Raw genomic sequence first — 18,203 nt, forward strand, 5'->3', positions numbered from 1 at the left:
TACCTTTCATCGGTTTTTCTTTTGAATCTTACAAACTTGTTAGATAAATGTTAGGGAAATCGATATGAGACATACTATATATAAGTTACACTTCATGTATCGAAAAGAGAAATGGAAGGTGAAATACTTGTGGAGATACTACATGTTTCAGATTTAGGGAAAGTTTATTCTGGGAAAATTTCTTATACAGCATTATCCCATATTGATTTAAAAATAAACAAAGGTGAATTTGTAGGAATTATGGGACCATCTGGGAGTGGTAAAACAACGCTATTAAATATGGTTTCTACTATAGATGCTCCAACATCAGGAGAAGTATTAATTCATGGAGAAAATCCATATCTGTTATCTCCAGATCAGTTGTCTTTATTTCGAAGACGTGAATTAGGGTTTGTTTTTCAATCATTTAATCTCCTTAATACATTAACAGTGAAAGAAAATATTGTTCTTTCACTTACGCTTGATGGTGTAAGCCCTAGAGAAATGGAAGGTAAAGTGGAAGCTATTGCTGAAAAACTAGGGATAACTGAAATATTAGATAAACGTACGTATGAAATCTCTGGTGGGCAAGCACAAAGAACAGCTATCGCACGAGCTACAATTCATAATCCGAAATTATTACTTGCGGATGAGCCTACAGGAAATCTGGATTCAAAATCTGCTAGTGATGTGATGGAATTATTGACAAAGCTTAATAAAGAAAATAGCACAACGATGATGTTAGTGACACATGATGCAATGGCTGCAAGTTATTGTGATCGAATTGTGTTTATCAAAGATGGACAGTTATACAATGAGATTTATTGTGGAGATAATCGCAAAGTATTTTATCAAAAAATTCTAGAGGTTTTAGCATTATTAGGAGGAAATGCAAATGACTTTTCGACAGTTCGCATTTAATAACGTCATTCGAAGTAAACGAACATATTTGGCTCATTTTTTAAGTAGTACGTTTGCTATTATGATTTTCTTTACTTATGCATTACTTGCATTTCATCCTAATTTACAAGGGGATCTTGCTGCCAGTATAACAATCAATACATTTGCAAAGTCAGGATTACAGATATCGCAGGGGTTAATATTTTTCTTCTCATTCTTCTTTATCTTATATTCTGTAAGTGCATTTTTAAAAACAAGAAAAAAAGATTTTGGAATTCTAATGCTACATGGGATGTCGCGTTTACAGTTGAATAAATTAGTATTTATTGAAAATATAATAATTGGTACCGCTTCTATTTTAACAGGAATTACAATTGGAATGGCGTTCTCTAAGTTTATCTTAATTATGAGCAACAATCTGTTAATGATTGATAAAGGACTTCCATTTTACATGCCATTTAAAGCAATTGGGATAACATTTGGAGCATTCTTATTACTATTTTTATTCATTTCACTTTTTACTTCTCGACTAATAAATGTAGAGCAATTAGTAGAATTAATAAAAGCAGAAGAAAAGCCAAAGCCTGAACCAAAAGCATCCCTTTGGCTATCTTTGTTCGCACTAATTTGTATTGGATTAGGATATACAGCTGTTTTCCATAGTGTTAACGCAATTCATTACAAGGATGTGAAATATGTATTATCCATGTTGGCGACAGGGGTGAGCTTTGTTGTACTTGGAACGTACTTCTTATTTACACAACTCAGTGTGTATGTGTTACGTGTATTAAAGAAAAGGGAAAATATTTTCTTTAAGAAAACAAACATACTCACCATCTCAGATTTAGTGTATCAATTAAAAGATAATGCAAAAATGTTTTTTATGGTAACTATTATTTCTGCTGTTGCCTTCACTGCAGTGGGGACTTGTATGGGATTAGGAAATTCATCCATGGCTGAATCGGATAGCCCTTTTGCATTTTCTTATCGGTCTTATAATAATAACAATTTAGAAAAAGAACATATAAAAAGGATTGAAAGTGAACTCAATGATGGCGGGTTTAATTTCAAACGAGTGACTTATTCAATCAAACAAATTTCGGATACCATTTATAACAGTAATGTTTTATTAAGTGTTATAAAAATAAGTGATTATAATAAGTTAGCTGAGGCATTTGATTTTGAAAAAGAAAGCTTAAAAGATGAAAATGAAAGTTTTGTCATACCATCAAGAAAAGTCACTAATACAAAATCTAAACAAAATAACTTCCAATTGTTGCATGGAAATATAAAAAAAGCTATGCATGTAAATAAAATACTAACGCCAAAAGAACTACAAGATACAAACATAACGACAATTATTATTCCGGATTCTGTATATAATCAAATGATTGTGGATCCAGAGAATCAATACGGTCAATTCACTATCAATGGTTTTGTTGTGAAAGATTGGGAGAAAACAAAAAAAGTTGCTGAAAAAATCTTGGCTTCCTTACAGAAAGGGAATAAAGATATAAATGATCCTAGGGTATACAACGAATCATATCAATTTTCGACTTTAATTTTTACATGGATAGCTATGAAGCAAGGGTTTGGACTGGCATCTATCATGAGTGTATTAATAGGTATTGTTTTCTTTACGTTTGCTGCAAGCTTTTTATATTTCCGATTATACACAGACTTAGAACGAAATCAGCAGCAATATAAAATGATAGCAAAAGTTGGTTTAAGTAAACCTGAATTAAAGAAAATTGTGACACGTCAACTTGCATTACTATTCTTTTTACCCATTGTAATAGCAATTACCCATAGTGCCGTAGCTTTTATGGCCTTGCAAAAGTTAGCTAATTTTTCAGTCTTGGGTAGTTCCGTTATAGTATTGGTTTGTTTCTTAGTTTTACAAATTATATATTTTTACTTTGTTCGTGCTCAATATTTGAAAAAAATGTATAAAACGATTTTTTAATTTAAATATAATTAAATGAAGGAGAATATAGGTTGAAAAAAAGAATTGGATTATTAATAGTAGCTGGTATTTCGATTACCATGTTAGGAGCATGTTCATTATTTGGTACAAAAGACTCTCCAGCAAATGGAATTTCAATAGAAGTAGGAGCGATAAACGAACAAACAAGAAGCTCTATAATTGACTCATACAAAGATATAACAAGCTCACAAGACCTATATCAATTAAAAGAAGGGACGATAGATAATAACAAGCTCGACATAAAGCTACCGACTAATTTTGGGGGTTCTATGGATACTGCTACTAGTAATTTACTATTTATTAGTAGAACAACTGCTGAAAAAATGAATAAAAAGGGACTTATACGTGAAAGGGATAATAACGAGGGGCTCCTATCTTCAGACCCTCTCGATTCGTTACCAAAAATAGGGGAAAATGAAACTATCATATTTGCAAATAAAGAATATAAAGACTTAAAAGAATTAACATTCGATAACAAAAAAATGAATGTTCAATACAAAGGAGATGTATGGCTATCTCCATATCGTGGTGAATCCAATGAAATCCTATTAATTGTAGATGATACATTATTTAAAGAAATAAATGGGAAAGAAAAAACTAGACAGATTCTATCTTTTAATAAATCTTTTGGGAATCTTAATTTAGTCAATCAAGGAAAAGCACCAGAATTAAGTAAGGAAATAGATAAATTGAATATGGTTTTAGGAACTAAGAACAAGGGAGCCGTTAGTTTTGTGAATATTACAGAAAAATAAGAAAATATATTCATATAGAACAGAAAAAGTAAAAGTCTATTAAACGATGAATGAAAGTTCAGTTATTAATTTTTTCAAATATGATTATTTTTAGGGACACAAATAAGTGGATCAGATTTTTTAGTCATAATAAAAAATCTGATCCACTTTTGAAATTATACTACCATCTAAATTTATACACTTGTTTTGTGTCTAAACCTACAATTTTCTCGCAATGATATGGTGCCCCCATGCTCATCAAGCTAAGGTTGGGTATTCCATGAACTTCCGTTCTTGTTGCCTACATGCTTGATATTTTGTTTATTTGTTTTTAAAAATACGCATTCCAAATAAACCTTAATAAGGTTTATTTTTAAAAGTTATGCAATTTTTTTATTTATATTGGATATAGTGCACTGATAAACAACGCCTAAAATATCAAAAACTGTCTTTTTCTCATATCGATGGGATTTCCGTCCGTTTTTCTGTAAGAGGTCAAACAGACGAAGAAAAATTTTTGATACTTCTTGAGTGTCTTGTTGTATAGCTTCATATACTAAGTACAGATGATCTTGAATCATATAAATTGCTTTATATTCACTTAATTCTTTTTGTTTTTTCTGTAGTAACAGCTGTCGCATTTTGAACATAGTGGAAGAACAAAGAAAAATAGCGATTAACTGTCCATAAAGATGACATTCTAGACGCTCTCGCTTAATATTGTGACAATGATTGATACCAAAAAGAGATTTCCATGTTTTAAATACAATCTCTATTTGCCAACGTAGAGAGTAAATCTCGTGAACATGTTCCATCGGAACAATTTCCCATGGGATGTTGGTAATATAAACATTGATTTCTGTTAAACGTTTACTTTTTTCAGAGTATGTAACCCCTTTTTTCTTTTCAACATAAGTTTGCTGTTTCCTACGTTTATGAACTTGAGTTGATGTGAGTCTATATATTACAACCCGTGAGGGTAATTTTTGTTGTCCAACATAGGCATTCTGAATTTCATAAGTATCTCCTGGTTTTATCTGATGCATGACATGTTCAAGGTCAAGTAAAGCATATAAAGATTGCTTTTTTACTGTCCCATCCCGAAAGAATTCTGGAGATTCATTTTTCACATATACTCTATTATTTAATTTCAACCGTGAAACATAGAATACCCCTCGTTGATCCATCTGATCTAAATCTTTTAGAGAAAAGTATCCTAAATCTCGGATACATAAATCTCCTGGTCGTAAGGTATCCAAACATTCTGTACCAAAGGTTTTATCATTATTTTTACCTGGTTCCATTTGAAAATTGAGGAATTTCCCACTATGTAAATCATACTCTGGTTGAATCTTAATACCAGCTGTCTGTGCACATCCTCCTGAACCAGGATAAATAGAAGCTAAATGATTGGGTACTTGAAAAATAGTAGCATCTAAAATACGTATACGTTGAAAATAAGAGGTGTATTGATTTGAGATTTGAGACGAATCGTTTAATTTGCTTTTGATTAAAAGGGAAAATACACGTTGTAGAAATAAAACAGCACATCGGTTAAAACGTTGATTAAGTCCTTCTGGACTTATAAGTGTAGCTGTATTTGCATAAAGCTGACTACATAATCGAGTAAGAGAATCGCTTGCTACCTGTTGACTAATCCAGATACATAAGGCAGCCAAATCTCGTGCACCATACTTACTTTTACGTTTTACAAAACCTACCTCTTGTGCGAGTTGTTGAAGAATATGTGGAGATAGATATCGCTCTAGTTCTTCAGCAAACAAATGAAACTCATCTTGAATCGATAGATTCATACAAAAAACGCCATCCTTTCTGTATATTTCTACAAAAAGAATAGCGTTTTTTTCGTTTTATGGATACAAATTCGTTTTTTCTTGATGAGCTGAACCACATAAATGGTTTAACTATGCTATCAAAACGCTTGGAGAAATCTCCAAGCGTTTTCGGTGTGTTTAATTTTATTTTTAAACAAGATGCACACTTAAGTTGTGGAAAGTAAATTATGTATTTTTTGTTTTAAGTGATACTAACAAAAAAATTATGAAATGAATGCAATATAACAACCGACCATAACGAACCTGTCTTTTTAAACACAAACCCAAAAATTAATCCAAGAAGAAAAACATATATTTGACTCCATAAATTTAAAAAATCCCCGTTATAAATCCAGATTGGATAGTGTATTGCTAAAAATAAGAAAGCTGTGATAAGATTGGCGTTCCAAAAAGGTAATCTTTTACCAATCTCTTGCAGAATTAATCCTCTAAATACAATCTCTTCTGTAATTCCTACTAAAAGAATAGCATTAAGATAGTTGTTGAAAGATAATGTGAAGTCAAATGTTTGATTATTAAGCATATAGGTTTCAAAGGCAAAATATAAACCAAGTAGCAATGAAAGAACTACCCCAAAAAATAATCCTTTTTTCACATTGATATTTATTTTTAAGTAGCCAATTGGATTAGTCTTTAAATAATATTTTATGTATAACCAAGTTGGAACAATCCAAATGGAAATCTTAATTAACGCAGTCAAAAAAGCTGCAGTAGTATCGCCAAATAAATGAATATATTTTGCTAACCATAATTCTTTAAAAGTCCAAGCGAGGTAAAATACGAAAAGATACAATGTAATTGGTTTTATATCACTAATTTTGTTTTCACTTTTTACACCTAATTTTGTTTCCATTTGTCCCTCCTAGAATTTGATATGTTTAAAATTTTCCGTCGATTGAATTTATTAAAAATCTTGTTCTACTAAACTTCTTCATCAGTTCAAGTACAACATTCCACAATCTGTATATTTATTTTAACATAAAATTTCCATTTCCCTTCAAAAAAATAAGTTCGCTCGATAATTACCTCGTTCTAATCGGATAGGTAAATATTAAAATAGTAGGGATACCGCCCCACATCCATTAACTTAAGAAATTGGTAGCTCCCCAAAACGAAGAAAATGAGTTGAATTCTCATAAATAACGGTAAAACAATAAAATTTTCGTCTTGGGGGCACTTCAAAATTTTAGCTTGATGGGCATGTATGGTGACCCCCAATAGAATATTATATTTTCAAGGGGTTGATGGATTAAAAACTGGATTTAAAGATACAGTAGGTTACTGTTTTGCAGGAACAGCAAAATAAGATGGTAAAAGGATGTTTTCTGTTGTAATGGGAAATAGTAATGATTCTCAGCGTTTTATGGAAACTAAGAAACTATTCTCATATGGATTTGATAAATTTTATATACCTTTTCTTTAATAGAGTACCATAATATACGGTGCACACTGGTTTGATTTTTTTGTAAATGTGGAACAAATGTATTACGTAGATTGTCTATTAAGTGTAATCCTGAAAAATATGAAATTGCGGATTATTTCGAAAGGAGAGAGGGTATTAAAAATAGGGATGTGTGTGGAAATAAAGAGTGTTAGTCTTACAAGTGTAGAAGTTTTCTTAATATGTACTTGTAGAAGCGAAAAAATTTAATATATTTAAATATGAATAGAAGTATTATAGAGAAATGCTATTAAAGAAAGGAATTTCATAGAATGGGAAATGTATTAAATGTAAAAAGAATAATAGTCACAATAGTGGCTATTATTGCAATCGCAATTGGGTATTTTATGTTTCAATCAATTACTTCACCGGCTAGAGCAGTAGCCAGCCAAGTAAATGCAGTACATCTTGCAGGTGAACAGTCGAAGGTGAAGATGAATAAGGCTGCACCAAATCAATTTAATGGTCAAGTGAGGAAAATTGCTTATCTTACATTTGATGATGGTCCAGGAAAATATACAGCTGAATTGTTAAATATATTAAAACAAAATGATACGAAAGCAACTTTTTTCTTAATTGGTGCAAATGTAAAGCAGTATCCGGATTTAGTAAAACGTGAAAAAGCAGAAGGGCACTATGTAGGTATGCATAGTATGACACACAATTCCAAGAAGTTATATACAAATGGCGAGTATGTCAATGAAATGAAAGAAGACCAGGGGTTAATAGCAAATATTATTGGTGAATCGCCAAAACTAACACGCCCTCCATATGGTTCTTCGCCTGGATTAAATGAAGCACTTCGTAATAAGGTTGTAGAAAGTGGTTTAAGAGTTTGGGATTGGACGATAGATACTTCAGACTGGAGATATGGTAACATGCCAGTGGATGCTGCTGCGGCAAAAATTGCTGAAAGTGTAATTACAGGTGCAACAAAGTCCAAAGAGATTATCTTAATGCATGATATTCATCCACAATCTGTTGCAGCAATACCAGCAATAATAGAAGGATTAAAAGCAAAAGGTTATGAATTTGAAGCATATCATGAAGCTGAGCATTTTTCGTTAAACTTTTGGCATGATAATCGTATATAGCATAGGAAGAAATGAAGCTGACTTATAAAAAAGAGTTTTGTTGCATATATTTCAAAAACACTTGTAGAATTCGAGTTTTTTGAAAATGCAGGTGTAATATCTCGTTATAATTCTTTGTCAAATGTTTGTAATTTATCTTGAATCATGTGATTCATAAAAAACGTTATTTTTTCTAATCTAGCTTATTTAGAAAGAATAACGTTTTTTTATACCTGAGGATAGTGAAAACTTCGAGTTTTTCTTACAAATATCGTGAATTTATTTCAAATTCGCGCGTTTTTCTGTTAATTGAAAGAGACAAATTTGGATATATATGCTAATATCAGGGAGGAATTGTAAAGAAAATCAGGAAAATGGAGGCAATTATGAAAACTTTCATATATATGGTGAGACACGGGGATTCACCGAAATTTGGAAAAGAAGAGACAAGAGGATTAACTGAAAAAGGAAAATCAGATGTTCAACGAATAACAGATGCATTACAAGGTGAGGAAATCGACGTTGTTATCTCGAGTCCATACAATCGCTCAATTCTAACTGTTCAGCAGTTAGCGAAGCAAATAGGACAAGAAGTTATAGTATTTGAGGACTTAAAAGAGAGAATTTTTATTGCTGAAGAGGAACGAATGTCGGATAAAGAATTATTCCCTTTGATAGAAAAGTCATTCATAGATCCCGACTTTGCTTTAAAGGGAGGAGAGTCGAATGTCGAATGTCAGAAACGTGCTATAAAAGTTTTAAAAGAATTATTAAACACCTATCGAGGACAGAAAGTAGTATTAGGCACTCATGGGGCTGTAATGACTTTGATGATGGGGTATTATGACAGTAAGTATGATTTGAATTTTTTACTACAGACATCAAAACCAGATATATATAGAATGGAATTCAATGGGCAGGAATTGGTGGAAGTTAAAAAATTGTGGGAAATTTCATAGATTGACTTTATTCATCCATAGCTTACCTAAATGACGTGTATTATAAGAAAAAGGGTTACTGCGGTAACCCTTTTTCTTATGGCATTGACGGGGGTTGAGTTCAACAATATAAAAATTCGGTTTCTTAACGTACAAAACTCACGTTTAGTTCTTGCTATCCCGAGATGAAATGGGAGGGAATGTTTTTGGGCAGGATATTTTTAAAGTTATTTTTTAAATCAATCCTATTTGTTTTCTTATGCGGTATTGTTGTTTTTTCTATATTTCAGATTATTTTTGTCTGGAGTGTTTCGACAGGATTAGGAAGAGATGATATAGTCGGGTTTTCAGATAATAAGTATGTAATTGGTCGTCCACCTGTAAGCTATAATTTATATAAAAAAGATAGTGGGGAAACTATATTAGATAATGTTATTGGTTATAAAAAAGGAAAAACTAAAAGCTATATTCGGAATGAAATTGAATTTGTAGTGATAAATGAGACAAAGGGTAGCTATGAATTGTATAAAATAGAAAAGGCTTCAGAAAAGGATATAGAACGACTGAAAGAAATGAAGAAATTAGAATAAAAGAGACTATCTGAAATGTAAAAATGTCCACTTGTTATTGTTAGATCTAAAAAATGGTTTAGACTGATAATCGGGTTTTATTTTATGAAAAGAATTATTATTAAAATAAAGTATTAGGGGTTCAGTCCTATGCCCTCAAGCTAATATTTTGAAGTGTCCTCAAAACGAAAATTTTCTTCGTTTTGGGGAACTACCAATTTCTTAAGTTGATGGATGTGTGATACTACCCCTAGAAATATAGAACTCTTTTTTCGATTTTTGATGATATCATTTTAATTAAATATATAGAATGATTTAGAAATATGATTTAAAATTGGAAGGGCGTATAAAATATGAAAAAAAAATTAACTAAAATTACAATGATAAGCGGTATTATTATAATAATTTATAATTTAACTAAATGGTATTTAGTTCAATTAGTTACACCATTTTTCATGCCGTTTGTTAGTATTGCAATTTATGGGTCATTTTTTATAATATTTATTATAGGAATTATAAACTTTATAAAATGTAAAAACTGGAAACCTTTAGTTATACAATTAATCATAATTATTATTTGTATATATGTGCCTTTTGTAAAAATATATATGAAACTAGATTTTATAATTTATAAAGAAGATCGTAAACAAGTAATAGAACTTATAGAACAAAAAAAGTTAATTCCAAATGTTGAGTATAATAGTAAGATGATTCATTTACCTAAACAATTTGTATCAACTTCCAAAAATGGTGGGGATGTATTGGTTCAAGAAAAAGAAAATAGTACTTTAATTTTCTTTTATACTTATCGTGGTATATTAGATAATTTTTCAGGTTTTATATATTCGTTTAATGATATAAAACCAATTAAGTCGGATTTTAATAGTGATTTTAAAGAAATCATAAAGGTAGAAAAGAATTGGTATTATGTAACATCATATTAAAAAATAAAATTTGATTTGAAGCCTTTGTATTCTTCGTTGGAGCTATTTATTCGTTTAAATTATATAGATAGGAATTTAAATTATTCACTTACAAAAAACAATAAAAACAGTAGTGATTTTATGCACTACTGTTTTTTATTGCCTCTTTCATATTTATAATAAATAAAAAGTACTTATTAATGTTTTAAAAGTGGTTTTAACTTGATGTTGATGTGACGGAACCTACAAATTTTAAAACTGTCATTGTGATTTCCATATTATTTCCTCCTCTGTTGTTGATGCTAATGATTTATCTTTATGCTTTTATTGTAGTGAGCGCTTCCATTTTTAACGATACATTTTTATATTCAATATTACATATAGGGAGGTAACGAAATATCATATTTTCTCATTAAGGGGTCTCGCCACATCACCATCAAGCTAAGACAAACAAATACCCCAAAACGAGAAAATTGACATCTTCAGGCGAAAATGGGCAATTTTTTTGTTTTGGGGTATTATAAAAATCTTAAGTTGATGGGCATGTATGGTGACCCCTTGTAGGGATTCCTACAAGTTCTTTTTGTTTTTCATTTTAAATAACCTACAATAGATCTTTAAAAGAAACTAAAGATCTTAATTTAGGAAATTTGTTATTACACCGTCTTCAACATGTTTTTTGAACTCTTTTTCATTCACCTTATTAGTTTGATAAACTCTCTATACGGGGTTCATCCGAGATATATGTAATTTTGAGCCATAGTTTGTATTTTATCTCCATTATCCGATTATCCTGTAACAAAAAGCGATTGTAATAATAATGTTGCGGATTATTTTTGATACAGTATTTTGATACAGCAAATTTAACAGTTAGGGTAGTTCATATTTCCAAATACAAGATGTAACAAAATCCAACAAAAAATTATTTTTTGTTACATTAGATGGCGTGTTATAATGAGTTATCGTTAACTTTAAGAGAATCAAATCTACATATGTGAGGAGTCTAAATGAATTTATCTCAGGAAAAAAACCTAGAACTTATGATGCATATTATTACTTTATTATCTTTCATCATTCTCACTTTTTTTAGCATTACAATTTTTTATATACCCTTAATTTTTTATTTCATATTCAAATCAAAAAAACTTCGTATAATTGCTATTGAAACGGCTGTTTATCAGCTATTCACTTGGATTATTGTATGGATATGGAATACTTTTGTAATGAGGACTTTAATGCTTTCTATGTTCCATTCCGATATCAATGTGAGTAATATGTCCATGATATTGTGGACAGCCCCAATTTATATAATCCTAACTATTTTGTTATTTTTCGGGCCACTTAAAGGAATATTAAGTGTATTACAAGGGAAAGATTTTCATTATCCTATTATCTCCAAATGGATTAGCAAGTAAAAAATAAATAAGGAAGAATCCAACAAATTATGGATTCTTCTTTATTTTGTATTTATTGTCTATTTATGAAATATAAACTCATATTTTGTGTTTATATGCTAGTTGTATTTATAATTGAGATATTTTTTAACTTCTAAAAATACTTAAAATAAGCATCGCTAAACCGCTTAATGCCATAAAGGTAAAAGCACTATAACCAAAAATTCGAATCCATTTTGGTAATTGATTCATGTTAACTTTATTTGTAGGGACTCCTTGTATAGAAAACATCATTTCTTGGTCTCGATCCCTATTATTTTGTTGTTGGTACATAAACTCATCACCTTTCTGGCTATTTTATTTATAGTATATCATGTTGGCTGTAGTTATATATAATTCGACAAATTGTTTTTATTTAAAGAACTAATAATAGGGGGCCCGCTACATCGCTATCAAGCTAAGAAAAAGAAATGCCCGATGCCCATCTAGCTAAGAAAAGCAAATATCCAAAAACAAAAAATGATCTGACTTCTCAAAATAGTTTCACAGAAAAAAGAAAAGCAGACTCCCATAAAAGAGCCTGCCTTCCCTGCTTTGTAAAATTAAGAAGCTTTACGTACGTTTGAAGCTTGAGGTCCACGTTGACCTTGCTCCAAATCAAAAGTCACTGCTTGACCTTCTTCTAAAGTTTTGTAACCTTCGCCTTGAATCGCTGAGAAATGAACGAATACATCGTCTCCACCTTCACGTTCGATGAATCCGAAGCCTTTTTCGCCATTAAACCATTTTACATTACCTTTTTCCATTTGTATTGCCTCCTAGTGTGTAAACACACACAATGTAATACTATCCTTGCTCTCAGTGATCATAAAGGTGAAAAGTTACAAATCCTTTACACCGAACAAAAATAATTAATTTTAATAATAACATTTTTTGTAATAAATGTAAAGGTGAAGAAAAGACATTAAGCTCACTATTTCTTTATGATAATCATTGACGTATATGGGGTATGTGTAGCAGTGGAACAAAATCACGCAACAAACACTAGTGGACATTCATTTTAAGGGTTATTTCTTATATTAGTGGACATAAAATAGCTATTTTATGCCCACTAATGCTTGTTGCTTTATCCTGTTCCATTACTATACATACCCTTGTTAGAAAATGAAACTTTGTTCGATAGCCGTAAATTTCGTGAAATGTGTGACATGGGTCGGTTGATGGAAGATCAATTTTTATCTTTGCTTTCCTATGTTGCAGATCAAGAGCGTAAAAAAATCCATCAGCGACGAGCAGAAGGGATTGCTGTAGCTAAATCTCAAGGGAAACATTTAGGACGTCCTCAGGTGAACCTTTCAACCCTAAGCAAACAACAAATGCATATGATAGAAGAAACTTATTCTTAATGGAAAAGTGGAGAAATAACAGCTACTATGTTTATGTAAATGTTAGAGCTAAAGAAAAACACGTTTTATAAAATAATGAAGGAATATGAGGAAATAAAGTAGGATCTCTCTTATTAGAAATCCTACTTTTCTTTATTTATAAGAATCTTGATGTTTTTGTATCAGAATAGTATTGTGTATATCGAAAAAAATAAAAGACAACTCCAATTAAGAGTTGTCTTTTGGTGTAATAAAATCCCCAAAATATGAAAATATACAAACGAATATAATACGTTATGATTGATATTATAACAAAACCGAAGAGTATTGAGAATAAAAAGAATGTTGTAATGATTTTTTAAGGTTTTAGTTAAAAAAGCCCCGAAAATAAACGTTTTAAAGGGTTTCCTTTAAATATAATTATTGTATTTCGAGAGGTTCATTATAAATCTTAGCTATATATTTTACAAAATCAATGACGGGATAGTGTATGAATGAACGGTGCTGCGTAAAACGAACCCCTGCTTTTTCCATTTTCGAAATGAGTTGTTCAACTTCCAACTCTTTTTGTTGTATTCTATTATAATTTTGATATACAATGTTTTTCCATTGATAGGAAGAGCCATGAAAATAACTCTCTCCTTTTACCCTGTGACTAAATATAATTTCTATTTTTTCTCTACGTTGTTTTTCCCTCATATGCGCTTCCGTTGACTGCATGTTTATCGCCTCTTCCTTTTGTGTTGTATGCTATTTCACAAAATTTGGTCTAACTCATCATAGCCAATGTACATTGATCTTGTTGGGAATTGTAGTTTAAGGCTATCTCATCAACTGTATTTTACATCTAAATAGGTTGATTGTTTGTATAAAATACTATCAATACTTATTATAAAACGATTCTTTATAGTCATGCATCTTTTTACACTCAACAAGATTTACAACATGACGAGTATCATCATCCATGAATGTTACCCTCCGTATCCCTTTTTATATGAAGAAATCATATGAAAACATAGCGTTCATAAAAAATTTTGTTACAAATTTTTTATGTTTAACTTAAAAAAAGGAAAGTAATATTTATTTGTAGAAAATTTTTAAGGATAAAAATAGGATGAATATCCATGGTAAGAAAAGGGGGCACTCGTATGCTAACGAATGATTTAGATTTTCGATTAGAACCACGTTTAAAAGAAATGTATGAACAACATAAAATAAGAGCGCAGAAGATAGACTGGGGTTATCATGAGTTTTTGCCATGGGATAAGGGAATGGACTTTAAAAGAGTTCCTTGGGATGAAAGTCAAGTTAATCTTCCTTCTGGTGTAATTACGGCCATTGAAACAGCTTTATTAACAGAAGTGAATTTGCCATGGTTTACAACGTATTTATCTGCGACTTTTAAAGGATCCCTTTCTGTTATTACAGACTTCATTCATACTTGGACCTCAGAAGAGGATCAACATTCGAATTTATTGGAGACATATTTACTACTCACTCGAAGTGTGAATCCTAAGCGAATCCATGAATTAAGAAAGTCAGTCGTTGAGGGTGGATTTGAGCCTGATTTTCATACACCAATAGAAGCCATGACGTATACGACGCTACAAGAACTTGCAACGATGGTGTTTTACAATAATGTTGCTAAGGTTGCAAGTAAGCATGATTCAGATCTTGCTACATTATTACGCCGTCTTGCAAAAGATGAAACACTTCATTATGCGTTTTATCGAGACGTTATTCGAATTCATTTAGAATTGGAACCAAATTATTGCTACCATATTGCCAATGTAATTAGGAATTTTAAAATGCCAGGTGCAGTCATGCCTGATTTTGAAAATAGAATGGCTGTGATTGCAAAAGAAGCAAACTATGGACCACTACAATATTTTGATCAAGTACTTGATGTAGTGGTTGAGTATTGGGGGTTAAAAGACTTACGACCAATTGCCCCCCTTGCAGAAAAAGCAAGAATTGAGATTTTGGAGTACCACACAAGATTGAAAAAAATAAGGGATCGATTTGGTCGTTTTCAAGGGAAAACAGATCTACGTTAATGAGTAGAGGTTTCAGAATATGCGAGGGGAAATTCCCCTTCCCTTTATTGGAAATCTAACACATTCCTTATGGTTTTTGTGCTGGTTTTATTTAATTTGATTTTAAAAGAAAAAATAAATTGACAACAAAAATAATTTTATGATATTATAAAATTTTTGATAAAAAACAACATATGTGTTAAGCTTGAGAAGGTTACCACATATGGAGGTGGATTATATGTTTCAAATTGGCGATAACATTGTTTATCCAATGCACGGAGCAGGTATAATTGAAGCCATAGTAGAAAAAGAATTCTCAGGAAAAAAACAACAGTATTATGTCATAAAAATGTCAATCAGTAATATGCAAGTCATGATTCCTACGGGTAAAATATTGAATTCGAATATACGCCCAGTTACTGATATACTTGCATTAAAACACATTATACACATTTTTCAGCATGAAGAATCCTGTAAATTACTGCCGTGGAAACAAAGGCATAAAGTGAACACGGACAAAATAAAAACAGGTGAAATACAAAAAGGTGCTGAAGTTGTACGGGATTTAATGCGTATGAAGAAAGAAAAAGCACTCAATACAAGCGAAAAAAAATTGTTGGATGATGCATATAGATTTTTGGTCAGTGAACTAGAATTAATTAAAGGAATCACTGAAAATCAAATAAAAAGTTTCTGTTAAGGTTCATTATAAATAATGTATTATATCCTCTGAAAACATTCTAAATCTTTCGGGAATATGATGAGTATTAAAAGCGAATCATTTCAAAGACATTCAATTTCTTCAACTCACTTTTAGAGTAGGAACCTCTTTTGTTATTACTTCAATCTAATCCATTTTTATTTTCAAATTTTTTTTACAAACGTTCGAAATTTCATCAAATAACTCAATTAAATAGTCACTTGATTTTTGCAATCCTGATTCACACTGGCACGGACAAGGAGCCGTAAGGATGAAAGAGAGGTAGGGCTTTCATTGTTTTAGGTAATATACTATCTAAGTCATTATTTCTAGAAGAAAAAACAATTAATTTAACCGCTATCTTTAAGAGTTTCTTACATCTAATGAGACAGTGTTTAGTAATTGTTTATCTTTTTTACGTAAAATTGATAAACGAACTGGTAACGCTATATGGTCAACTACAAAAAAATGGTTTCCAGAGCAGGAAACCATTTTAAATTTTATTTACATACAAATAGTAAATTAAGTAATAAGAAGGAGTTCACACATGAAAAAAATGTTAACAAAAGAATTAAGTAATGAATTAAAGAAGCGAGAAGGGATCATCTCTATTACAGTTGAGCCTTATGAAAAAATCGAAGTTGGTGGAATTCGTGTAGATGGACCAGCTGTAATTCTAATTAATCAAGAATAGCTAAAAATAGTTTCATGCAAGAAGAAAAGGATCAGCCTTTAAGAGAAGGGAGGATCCTTTTTGTTTGCTGCTACTTTTATTTAAGGTGTTGGGTTTAAAAGGAAGGAGAGGGTTTGGATTATCATGGTAGAAAGCTTAATATTGGTAGGGTTTCTTTTTACGTTATATAAATTAGTTGATAAAAAAACAAACTAATTTATATAACGATATATTGTTTCCTTTTTTAGGACGAAATGTATTTGATAGTGAAATGGATAATTTAAAGGAGGAATTTAGATGGATGCAAGGAAAGAACGCATAAAATACGAAAAGATGTCAAAGAATTATGACCGTATTTATTCAGTTTCGTTTATCCTATTAATTATACTTGTTTGTAGTAGTGTAATTATCATAGGAGCTACAGGAGGAAAATATGGAGTGTTTTTATTGTTAGCAATTTTACTTAATGCACGTATTACGAAGGAATCTCAAAAAAAGTATGAGCACTATTCTAATAAAGGGCGTATTTAAAATGATATATATCCAGAAAGGAACAACCTAGATGTATATTCAAAATATCCCTTTATCATCTCCTATTAACTAGTAAAAGTAACTTTATATAAATCATTTTTTTAGCAACGTAGAAATAGAAACCGCACTCTATTAAAATGGTATTTTCGTTTCTATAATGAATTATCCTTCTAGTATATTTATAAGATTTATATCATATATTAGTAGAAAGAATGCAAGTTAGAAAGGAGTCTTATAGAATGAGTTATTCGAAAGGAAATGACTTGAGTGAACAACATATGGTAAGTGTGCCTAATCCCTATGTATATCAGACATTACAATCAGTAATTGGTAAACATGTGGTTATTGAAACTGTAAGAGGCAATATAAGAGGTAAATTAAAGGATGTGAAACCAGATCATTTGCTCATTGAAGATACGGCGCCATATATTGTACGCATTCAACAAATTGTATGGATTATGCCAAAGCAATAATCAAATTTATAAAAAATTAATGTCATAGTCCACCAAGTAAAAACACAGGGTTTTATCTCTGTGTTTCTTCAAATTTCCGTTTTTGAATATATGCTTGAGCATGAATAAGTTCTTCCTGAAGCTCTTTTAATTCTTTTGTAGATTCGGATTCAATAGCCATGTAAGTAGTAACTAAACTAATCATCATATCCATCTTCTCTACTATATTTTGAATGACTTGTTCAGATTGCTCTTTTTGAGGGTGTTGTATTGCTATTAATACATTTTCTATATAATTGTTCTTTCTTTGCTGGATATCATAAATAAACTGTTTTGTGTTTGAGTTCATTTGTTTTCCCTCCGTTTTGGATATATCTTCATTCTATCATATTTGAATAGAAAATATTGAATGGGCCGTTCTTACTTGCAATATTCATCGGTTAAAGGGATACAGCCGAGATACGTGTAAAAATAGGCCATAGCCTTACTTTTTTTCCAACTATGACCTATTGAGCTTATAGGGGAAGCACCATCCATCAACTTAAGAAAAGTAAACACCCCAAAAACAAAAAATGAGCTGACTTCTCAAAATAACTAACTGTAGAGAAAGAAAAATTTCATTTAGTGCGTAC

At 30.9% G+C, this 18,203-nt stretch carries 19 protein-coding genes and 2 pseudogenes; 15 read left to right on the forward strand and 6 right to left on the reverse strand.

Annotated elements, in window-relative coordinates:
* Positions 1-129 precede the first annotated feature (129 nt).
* From AC1Q8L_RS23635 to AC1Q8L_RS23645, 3 genes are read left to right on the forward strand one after another with little or no spacing between them, the layout of a single operon-like run.
* A complete protein-coding gene (locus AC1Q8L_RS23635) occupies positions 130-900 on the forward strand; it encodes an ABC transporter ATP-binding protein (protein WP_002153727.1) in 771 nt (256 codons plus the stop codon).
* Positions 875-2,845 carry an FtsX-like permease family protein gene (locus tag AC1Q8L_RS23640; RefSeq protein ID WP_097853972.1) on the forward strand — a complete coding sequence of 657 codons (1,971 nt, stop codon included), beginning with the start codon at positions 875-877 and terminating at the stop codon, positions 2,843-2,845. Before AC1Q8L_RS23635 ends, AC1Q8L_RS23640 begins: the two co-directional genes overlap by 26 nt.
* 32 nt (positions 2,846-2,877) lie before the next feature.
* Entirely contained in the window at positions 2,878-3,621 is a 744-nt protein-coding gene (locus tag AC1Q8L_RS23645; protein WP_000745951.1) for a lipoprotein BA_5634 family protein, read from the forward strand.
* A 359-nt stretch (positions 3,622-3,980) separates the two neighbouring features.
* Here the strand turns inward: AC1Q8L_RS23645 and AC1Q8L_RS23650 are convergent, their stop codons facing one another.
* Positions 3,981-5,414 carry an IS4 family transposase gene (locus AC1Q8L_RS23650; RefSeq protein ID WP_001053935.1) on the reverse strand — a complete coding sequence of 478 codons (1,434 nt, stop codon included), beginning with the start codon at positions 5,412-5,414 and terminating at the stop codon, positions 3,981-3,983.
* 223 nt (positions 5,415-5,637) lie between these two features.
* A complete protein-coding gene (locus tag AC1Q8L_RS23655; protein WP_492339510.1) occupies positions 5,638-6,309 on the reverse strand; it encodes a CPBP family intramembrane glutamic endopeptidase in 672 nt (223 codons plus the stop codon).
* Positions 6,310-6,672: 363 nt separating this feature from the next.
* Between AC1Q8L_RS23655 and AC1Q8L_RS23660 the strand changes: the two are divergent.
* The 6 genes and pseudogenes from AC1Q8L_RS23660 to AC1Q8L_RS23685 all read left to right on the forward strand — a co-directional run.
* Positions 6,673-6,879 (forward strand): annotated as a pseudogene (locus AC1Q8L_RS23660) (D-alanyl-D-alanine carboxypeptidase); the annotation flags it as partial.
* Between the two features lie 290 nt (positions 6,880-7,169).
* Complete coding sequence (locus AC1Q8L_RS23665; RefSeq protein WP_098817622.1) at positions 7,170-7,991, forward strand: peptidoglycan-N-acetylglucosamine deacetylase; 822 nt, start codon at positions 7,170-7,172, stop codon at positions 7,989-7,991.
* 365 nt (positions 7,992-8,356) lie between these two features.
* The gene (locus tag AC1Q8L_RS23670) at positions 8,357-8,929 is read left to right on the forward strand and encodes a histidine phosphatase family protein (protein WP_000846734.1); all 573 of its coding nucleotides are present in this window, start codon (positions 8,357-8,359) and stop codon (positions 8,927-8,929) included.
* A 185-nt stretch (positions 8,930-9,114) separates the two neighbouring features.
* Entirely contained in the window at positions 9,115-9,498 is a 384-nt protein-coding gene (locus AC1Q8L_RS23675; protein WP_000532580.1) for a hypothetical protein, read from the forward strand.
* 332 nt (positions 9,499-9,830) lie between these two features.
* Positions 9,831-10,421 carry a hypothetical protein gene (locus tag AC1Q8L_RS23680; RefSeq protein WP_000728237.1) on the forward strand — a complete coding sequence of 197 codons (591 nt, stop codon included), beginning with the start codon at positions 9,831-9,833 and terminating at the stop codon, positions 10,419-10,421.
* 986 nt (positions 10,422-11,407) lie between these two features.
* A complete protein-coding gene (locus tag AC1Q8L_RS23685; RefSeq protein WP_001054346.1) occupies positions 11,408-11,815 on the forward strand; it encodes a magnetosome magnetite crystal formation protein family in 408 nt (135 codons plus the stop codon).
* A 126-nt stretch (positions 11,816-11,941) separates the two neighbouring features.
* Here AC1Q8L_RS23685 and AC1Q8L_RS23690 read toward each other — a convergent pair whose 3' ends face one another.
* A complete protein-coding gene (locus AC1Q8L_RS23690) occupies positions 11,942-12,127 on the reverse strand; it encodes a hypothetical protein (RefSeq protein ID WP_000284738.1) in 186 nt (61 codons plus the stop codon).
* A 269-nt stretch (positions 12,128-12,396) separates the two neighbouring features.
* A complete protein-coding gene (locus tag AC1Q8L_RS23695) occupies positions 12,397-12,600 on the reverse strand; it encodes a cold-shock protein (protein WP_000410775.1) in 204 nt (67 codons plus the stop codon).
* Positions 12,601-12,942: 342 nt separating this feature from the next.
* Between AC1Q8L_RS23695 and AC1Q8L_RS23700 the strand changes: the two are divergent.
* Positions 12,943-13,302: pseudogene (locus AC1Q8L_RS23700) on the forward strand (recombinase family protein); the annotation flags it as partial.
* Positions 13,303-13,599: 297 nt separating this feature from the next.
* On the opposite strand, the gene AC1Q8L_RS23705 reads toward AC1Q8L_RS23700, so the two are convergent.
* Complete coding sequence (locus AC1Q8L_RS23705) at positions 13,600-13,899, reverse strand: hypothetical protein (RefSeq protein ID WP_001192002.1); 300 nt, start codon at positions 13,897-13,899, stop codon at positions 13,600-13,602.
* Between the two features lie 428 nt (positions 13,900-14,327).
* On the opposite strand from AC1Q8L_RS23705, the gene AC1Q8L_RS23710 reads away from it, so the two are divergent.
* From AC1Q8L_RS23710 to AC1Q8L_RS23730, 5 genes are all read left to right on the forward strand, one after another.
* Positions 14,328-15,236, forward strand: coding sequence for an acyl-ACP desaturase (locus AC1Q8L_RS23710; RefSeq protein WP_000957112.1), 909 nt, complete (start codon positions 14,328-14,330; stop codon positions 15,234-15,236).
* 217 nt (positions 15,237-15,453) lie between these two features.
* The gene (locus tag AC1Q8L_RS23715; protein WP_000486320.1) at positions 15,454-15,915 is read left to right on the forward strand and encodes a CarD family transcriptional regulator; all 462 of its coding nucleotides are present in this window, start codon (positions 15,454-15,456) and stop codon (positions 15,913-15,915) included.
* Positions 15,916-16,462: 547 nt separating this feature from the next.
* On the forward strand, positions 16,463-16,609 hold the full coding sequence (locus tag AC1Q8L_RS23720; RefSeq protein ID WP_000738547.1) for a BC1881 family protein: 147 nt from the start codon (positions 16,463-16,465) through the stop codon (positions 16,607-16,609).
* 276 nt (positions 16,610-16,885) lie between these two features.
* On the forward strand, positions 16,886-17,119 hold the full coding sequence (locus AC1Q8L_RS23725; protein WP_000340038.1) for a hypothetical protein: 234 nt from the start codon (positions 16,886-16,888) through the stop codon (positions 17,117-17,119).
* Between the two features lie 239 nt (positions 17,120-17,358).
* Positions 17,359-17,592 (forward strand): YuzF family protein, encoded by a 234-nt coding sequence (locus tag AC1Q8L_RS23730; protein ID WP_000122390.1) that lies wholly within the window; start codon positions 17,359-17,361, stop codon positions 17,590-17,592.
* 52 nt (positions 17,593-17,644) lie between these two features.
* On the opposite strand, the gene AC1Q8L_RS23735 is transcribed toward AC1Q8L_RS23730, so the two are convergent.
* Entirely contained in the window at positions 17,645-17,920 is a 276-nt protein-coding gene (locus tag AC1Q8L_RS23735; protein ID WP_001087724.1) for a hypothetical protein, read from the reverse strand.
* Between the last annotated feature and the right edge of the window lie 283 nt (positions 17,921-18,203).

The organism is Bacillus sp. GW823-FHT06A11 (assembly GCF_058795355.1).

Bases quoted from the DNA above. Each gene is read 5' to 3' on its own strand.
- AC1Q8L_RS23640 (WP_097853972.1), top strand. From the start codon at position 875: ATGACTTTTCGACAGTTCGCATTTAATAACGTCATTCGAAGTAAACGA.
- AC1Q8L_RS23650 (WP_001053935.1), bottom strand. From the start codon at position 5,414: ATGAATCTATCGATTCAAGATGAGTTTCATTTGTTTGCTGAAGAACTA.
- AC1Q8L_RS23655 (WP_492339510.1), bottom strand. From the start codon at position 6,309: ATGGAAACAAAATTAGGTGTAAAAAGTGAAAACAAAATTAGTGATATA.
- AC1Q8L_RS23665 (WP_098817622.1), top strand. From the start codon at position 7,170: ATGGGAAATGTATTAAATGTAAAAAGAATAATAGTCACAATAGTGGCT.
- AC1Q8L_RS23670 (WP_000846734.1), top strand. From the start codon at position 8,357: ATGAAAACTTTCATATATATGGTGAGACACGGGGATTCACCGAAATTT.
- AC1Q8L_RS23680 (WP_000728237.1), top strand. From the start codon at position 9,831: ATGAAAAAAAAATTAACTAAAATTACAATGATAAGCGGTATTATTATA.
- AC1Q8L_RS23685 (WP_001054346.1), top strand. From the start codon at position 11,408: ATGAATTTATCTCAGGAAAAAAACCTAGAACTTATGATGCATATTATT.
- AC1Q8L_RS23690 (WP_000284738.1), bottom strand. From the start codon at position 12,127: ATGTACCAACAACAAAATAATAGGGATCGAGACCAAGAAATGATGTTT.
- AC1Q8L_RS23695 (WP_000410775.1), bottom strand. From the start codon at position 12,600: ATGGAAAAAGGTAATGTAAAATGGTTTAATGGCGAAAAAGGCTTCGGA.
- AC1Q8L_RS23705 (WP_001192002.1), bottom strand. From the start codon at position 13,899: ATGCAGTCAACGGAAGCGCATATGAGGGAAAAACAACGTAGAGAAAAA.
- AC1Q8L_RS23710 (WP_000957112.1), top strand. From the start codon at position 14,328: ATGCTAACGAATGATTTAGATTTTCGATTAGAACCACGTTTAAAAGAA.
- AC1Q8L_RS23715 (WP_000486320.1), top strand. From the start codon at position 15,454: ATGTTTCAAATTGGCGATAACATTGTTTATCCAATGCACGGAGCAGGT.
- AC1Q8L_RS23720 (WP_000738547.1), top strand. From the start codon at position 16,463: ATGAAAAAAATGTTAACAAAAGAATTAAGTAATGAATTAAAGAAGCGA.
- AC1Q8L_RS23725 (WP_000340038.1), top strand. From the start codon at position 16,886: ATGGATGCAAGGAAAGAACGCATAAAATACGAAAAGATGTCAAAGAAT.
- AC1Q8L_RS23730 (WP_000122390.1), top strand. From the start codon at position 17,359: ATGAGTTATTCGAAAGGAAATGACTTGAGTGAACAACATATGGTAAGT.
- AC1Q8L_RS23735 (WP_001087724.1), bottom strand. From the start codon at position 17,920: ATGAACTCAAACACAAAACAGTTTATTTATGATATCCAGCAAAGAAAG.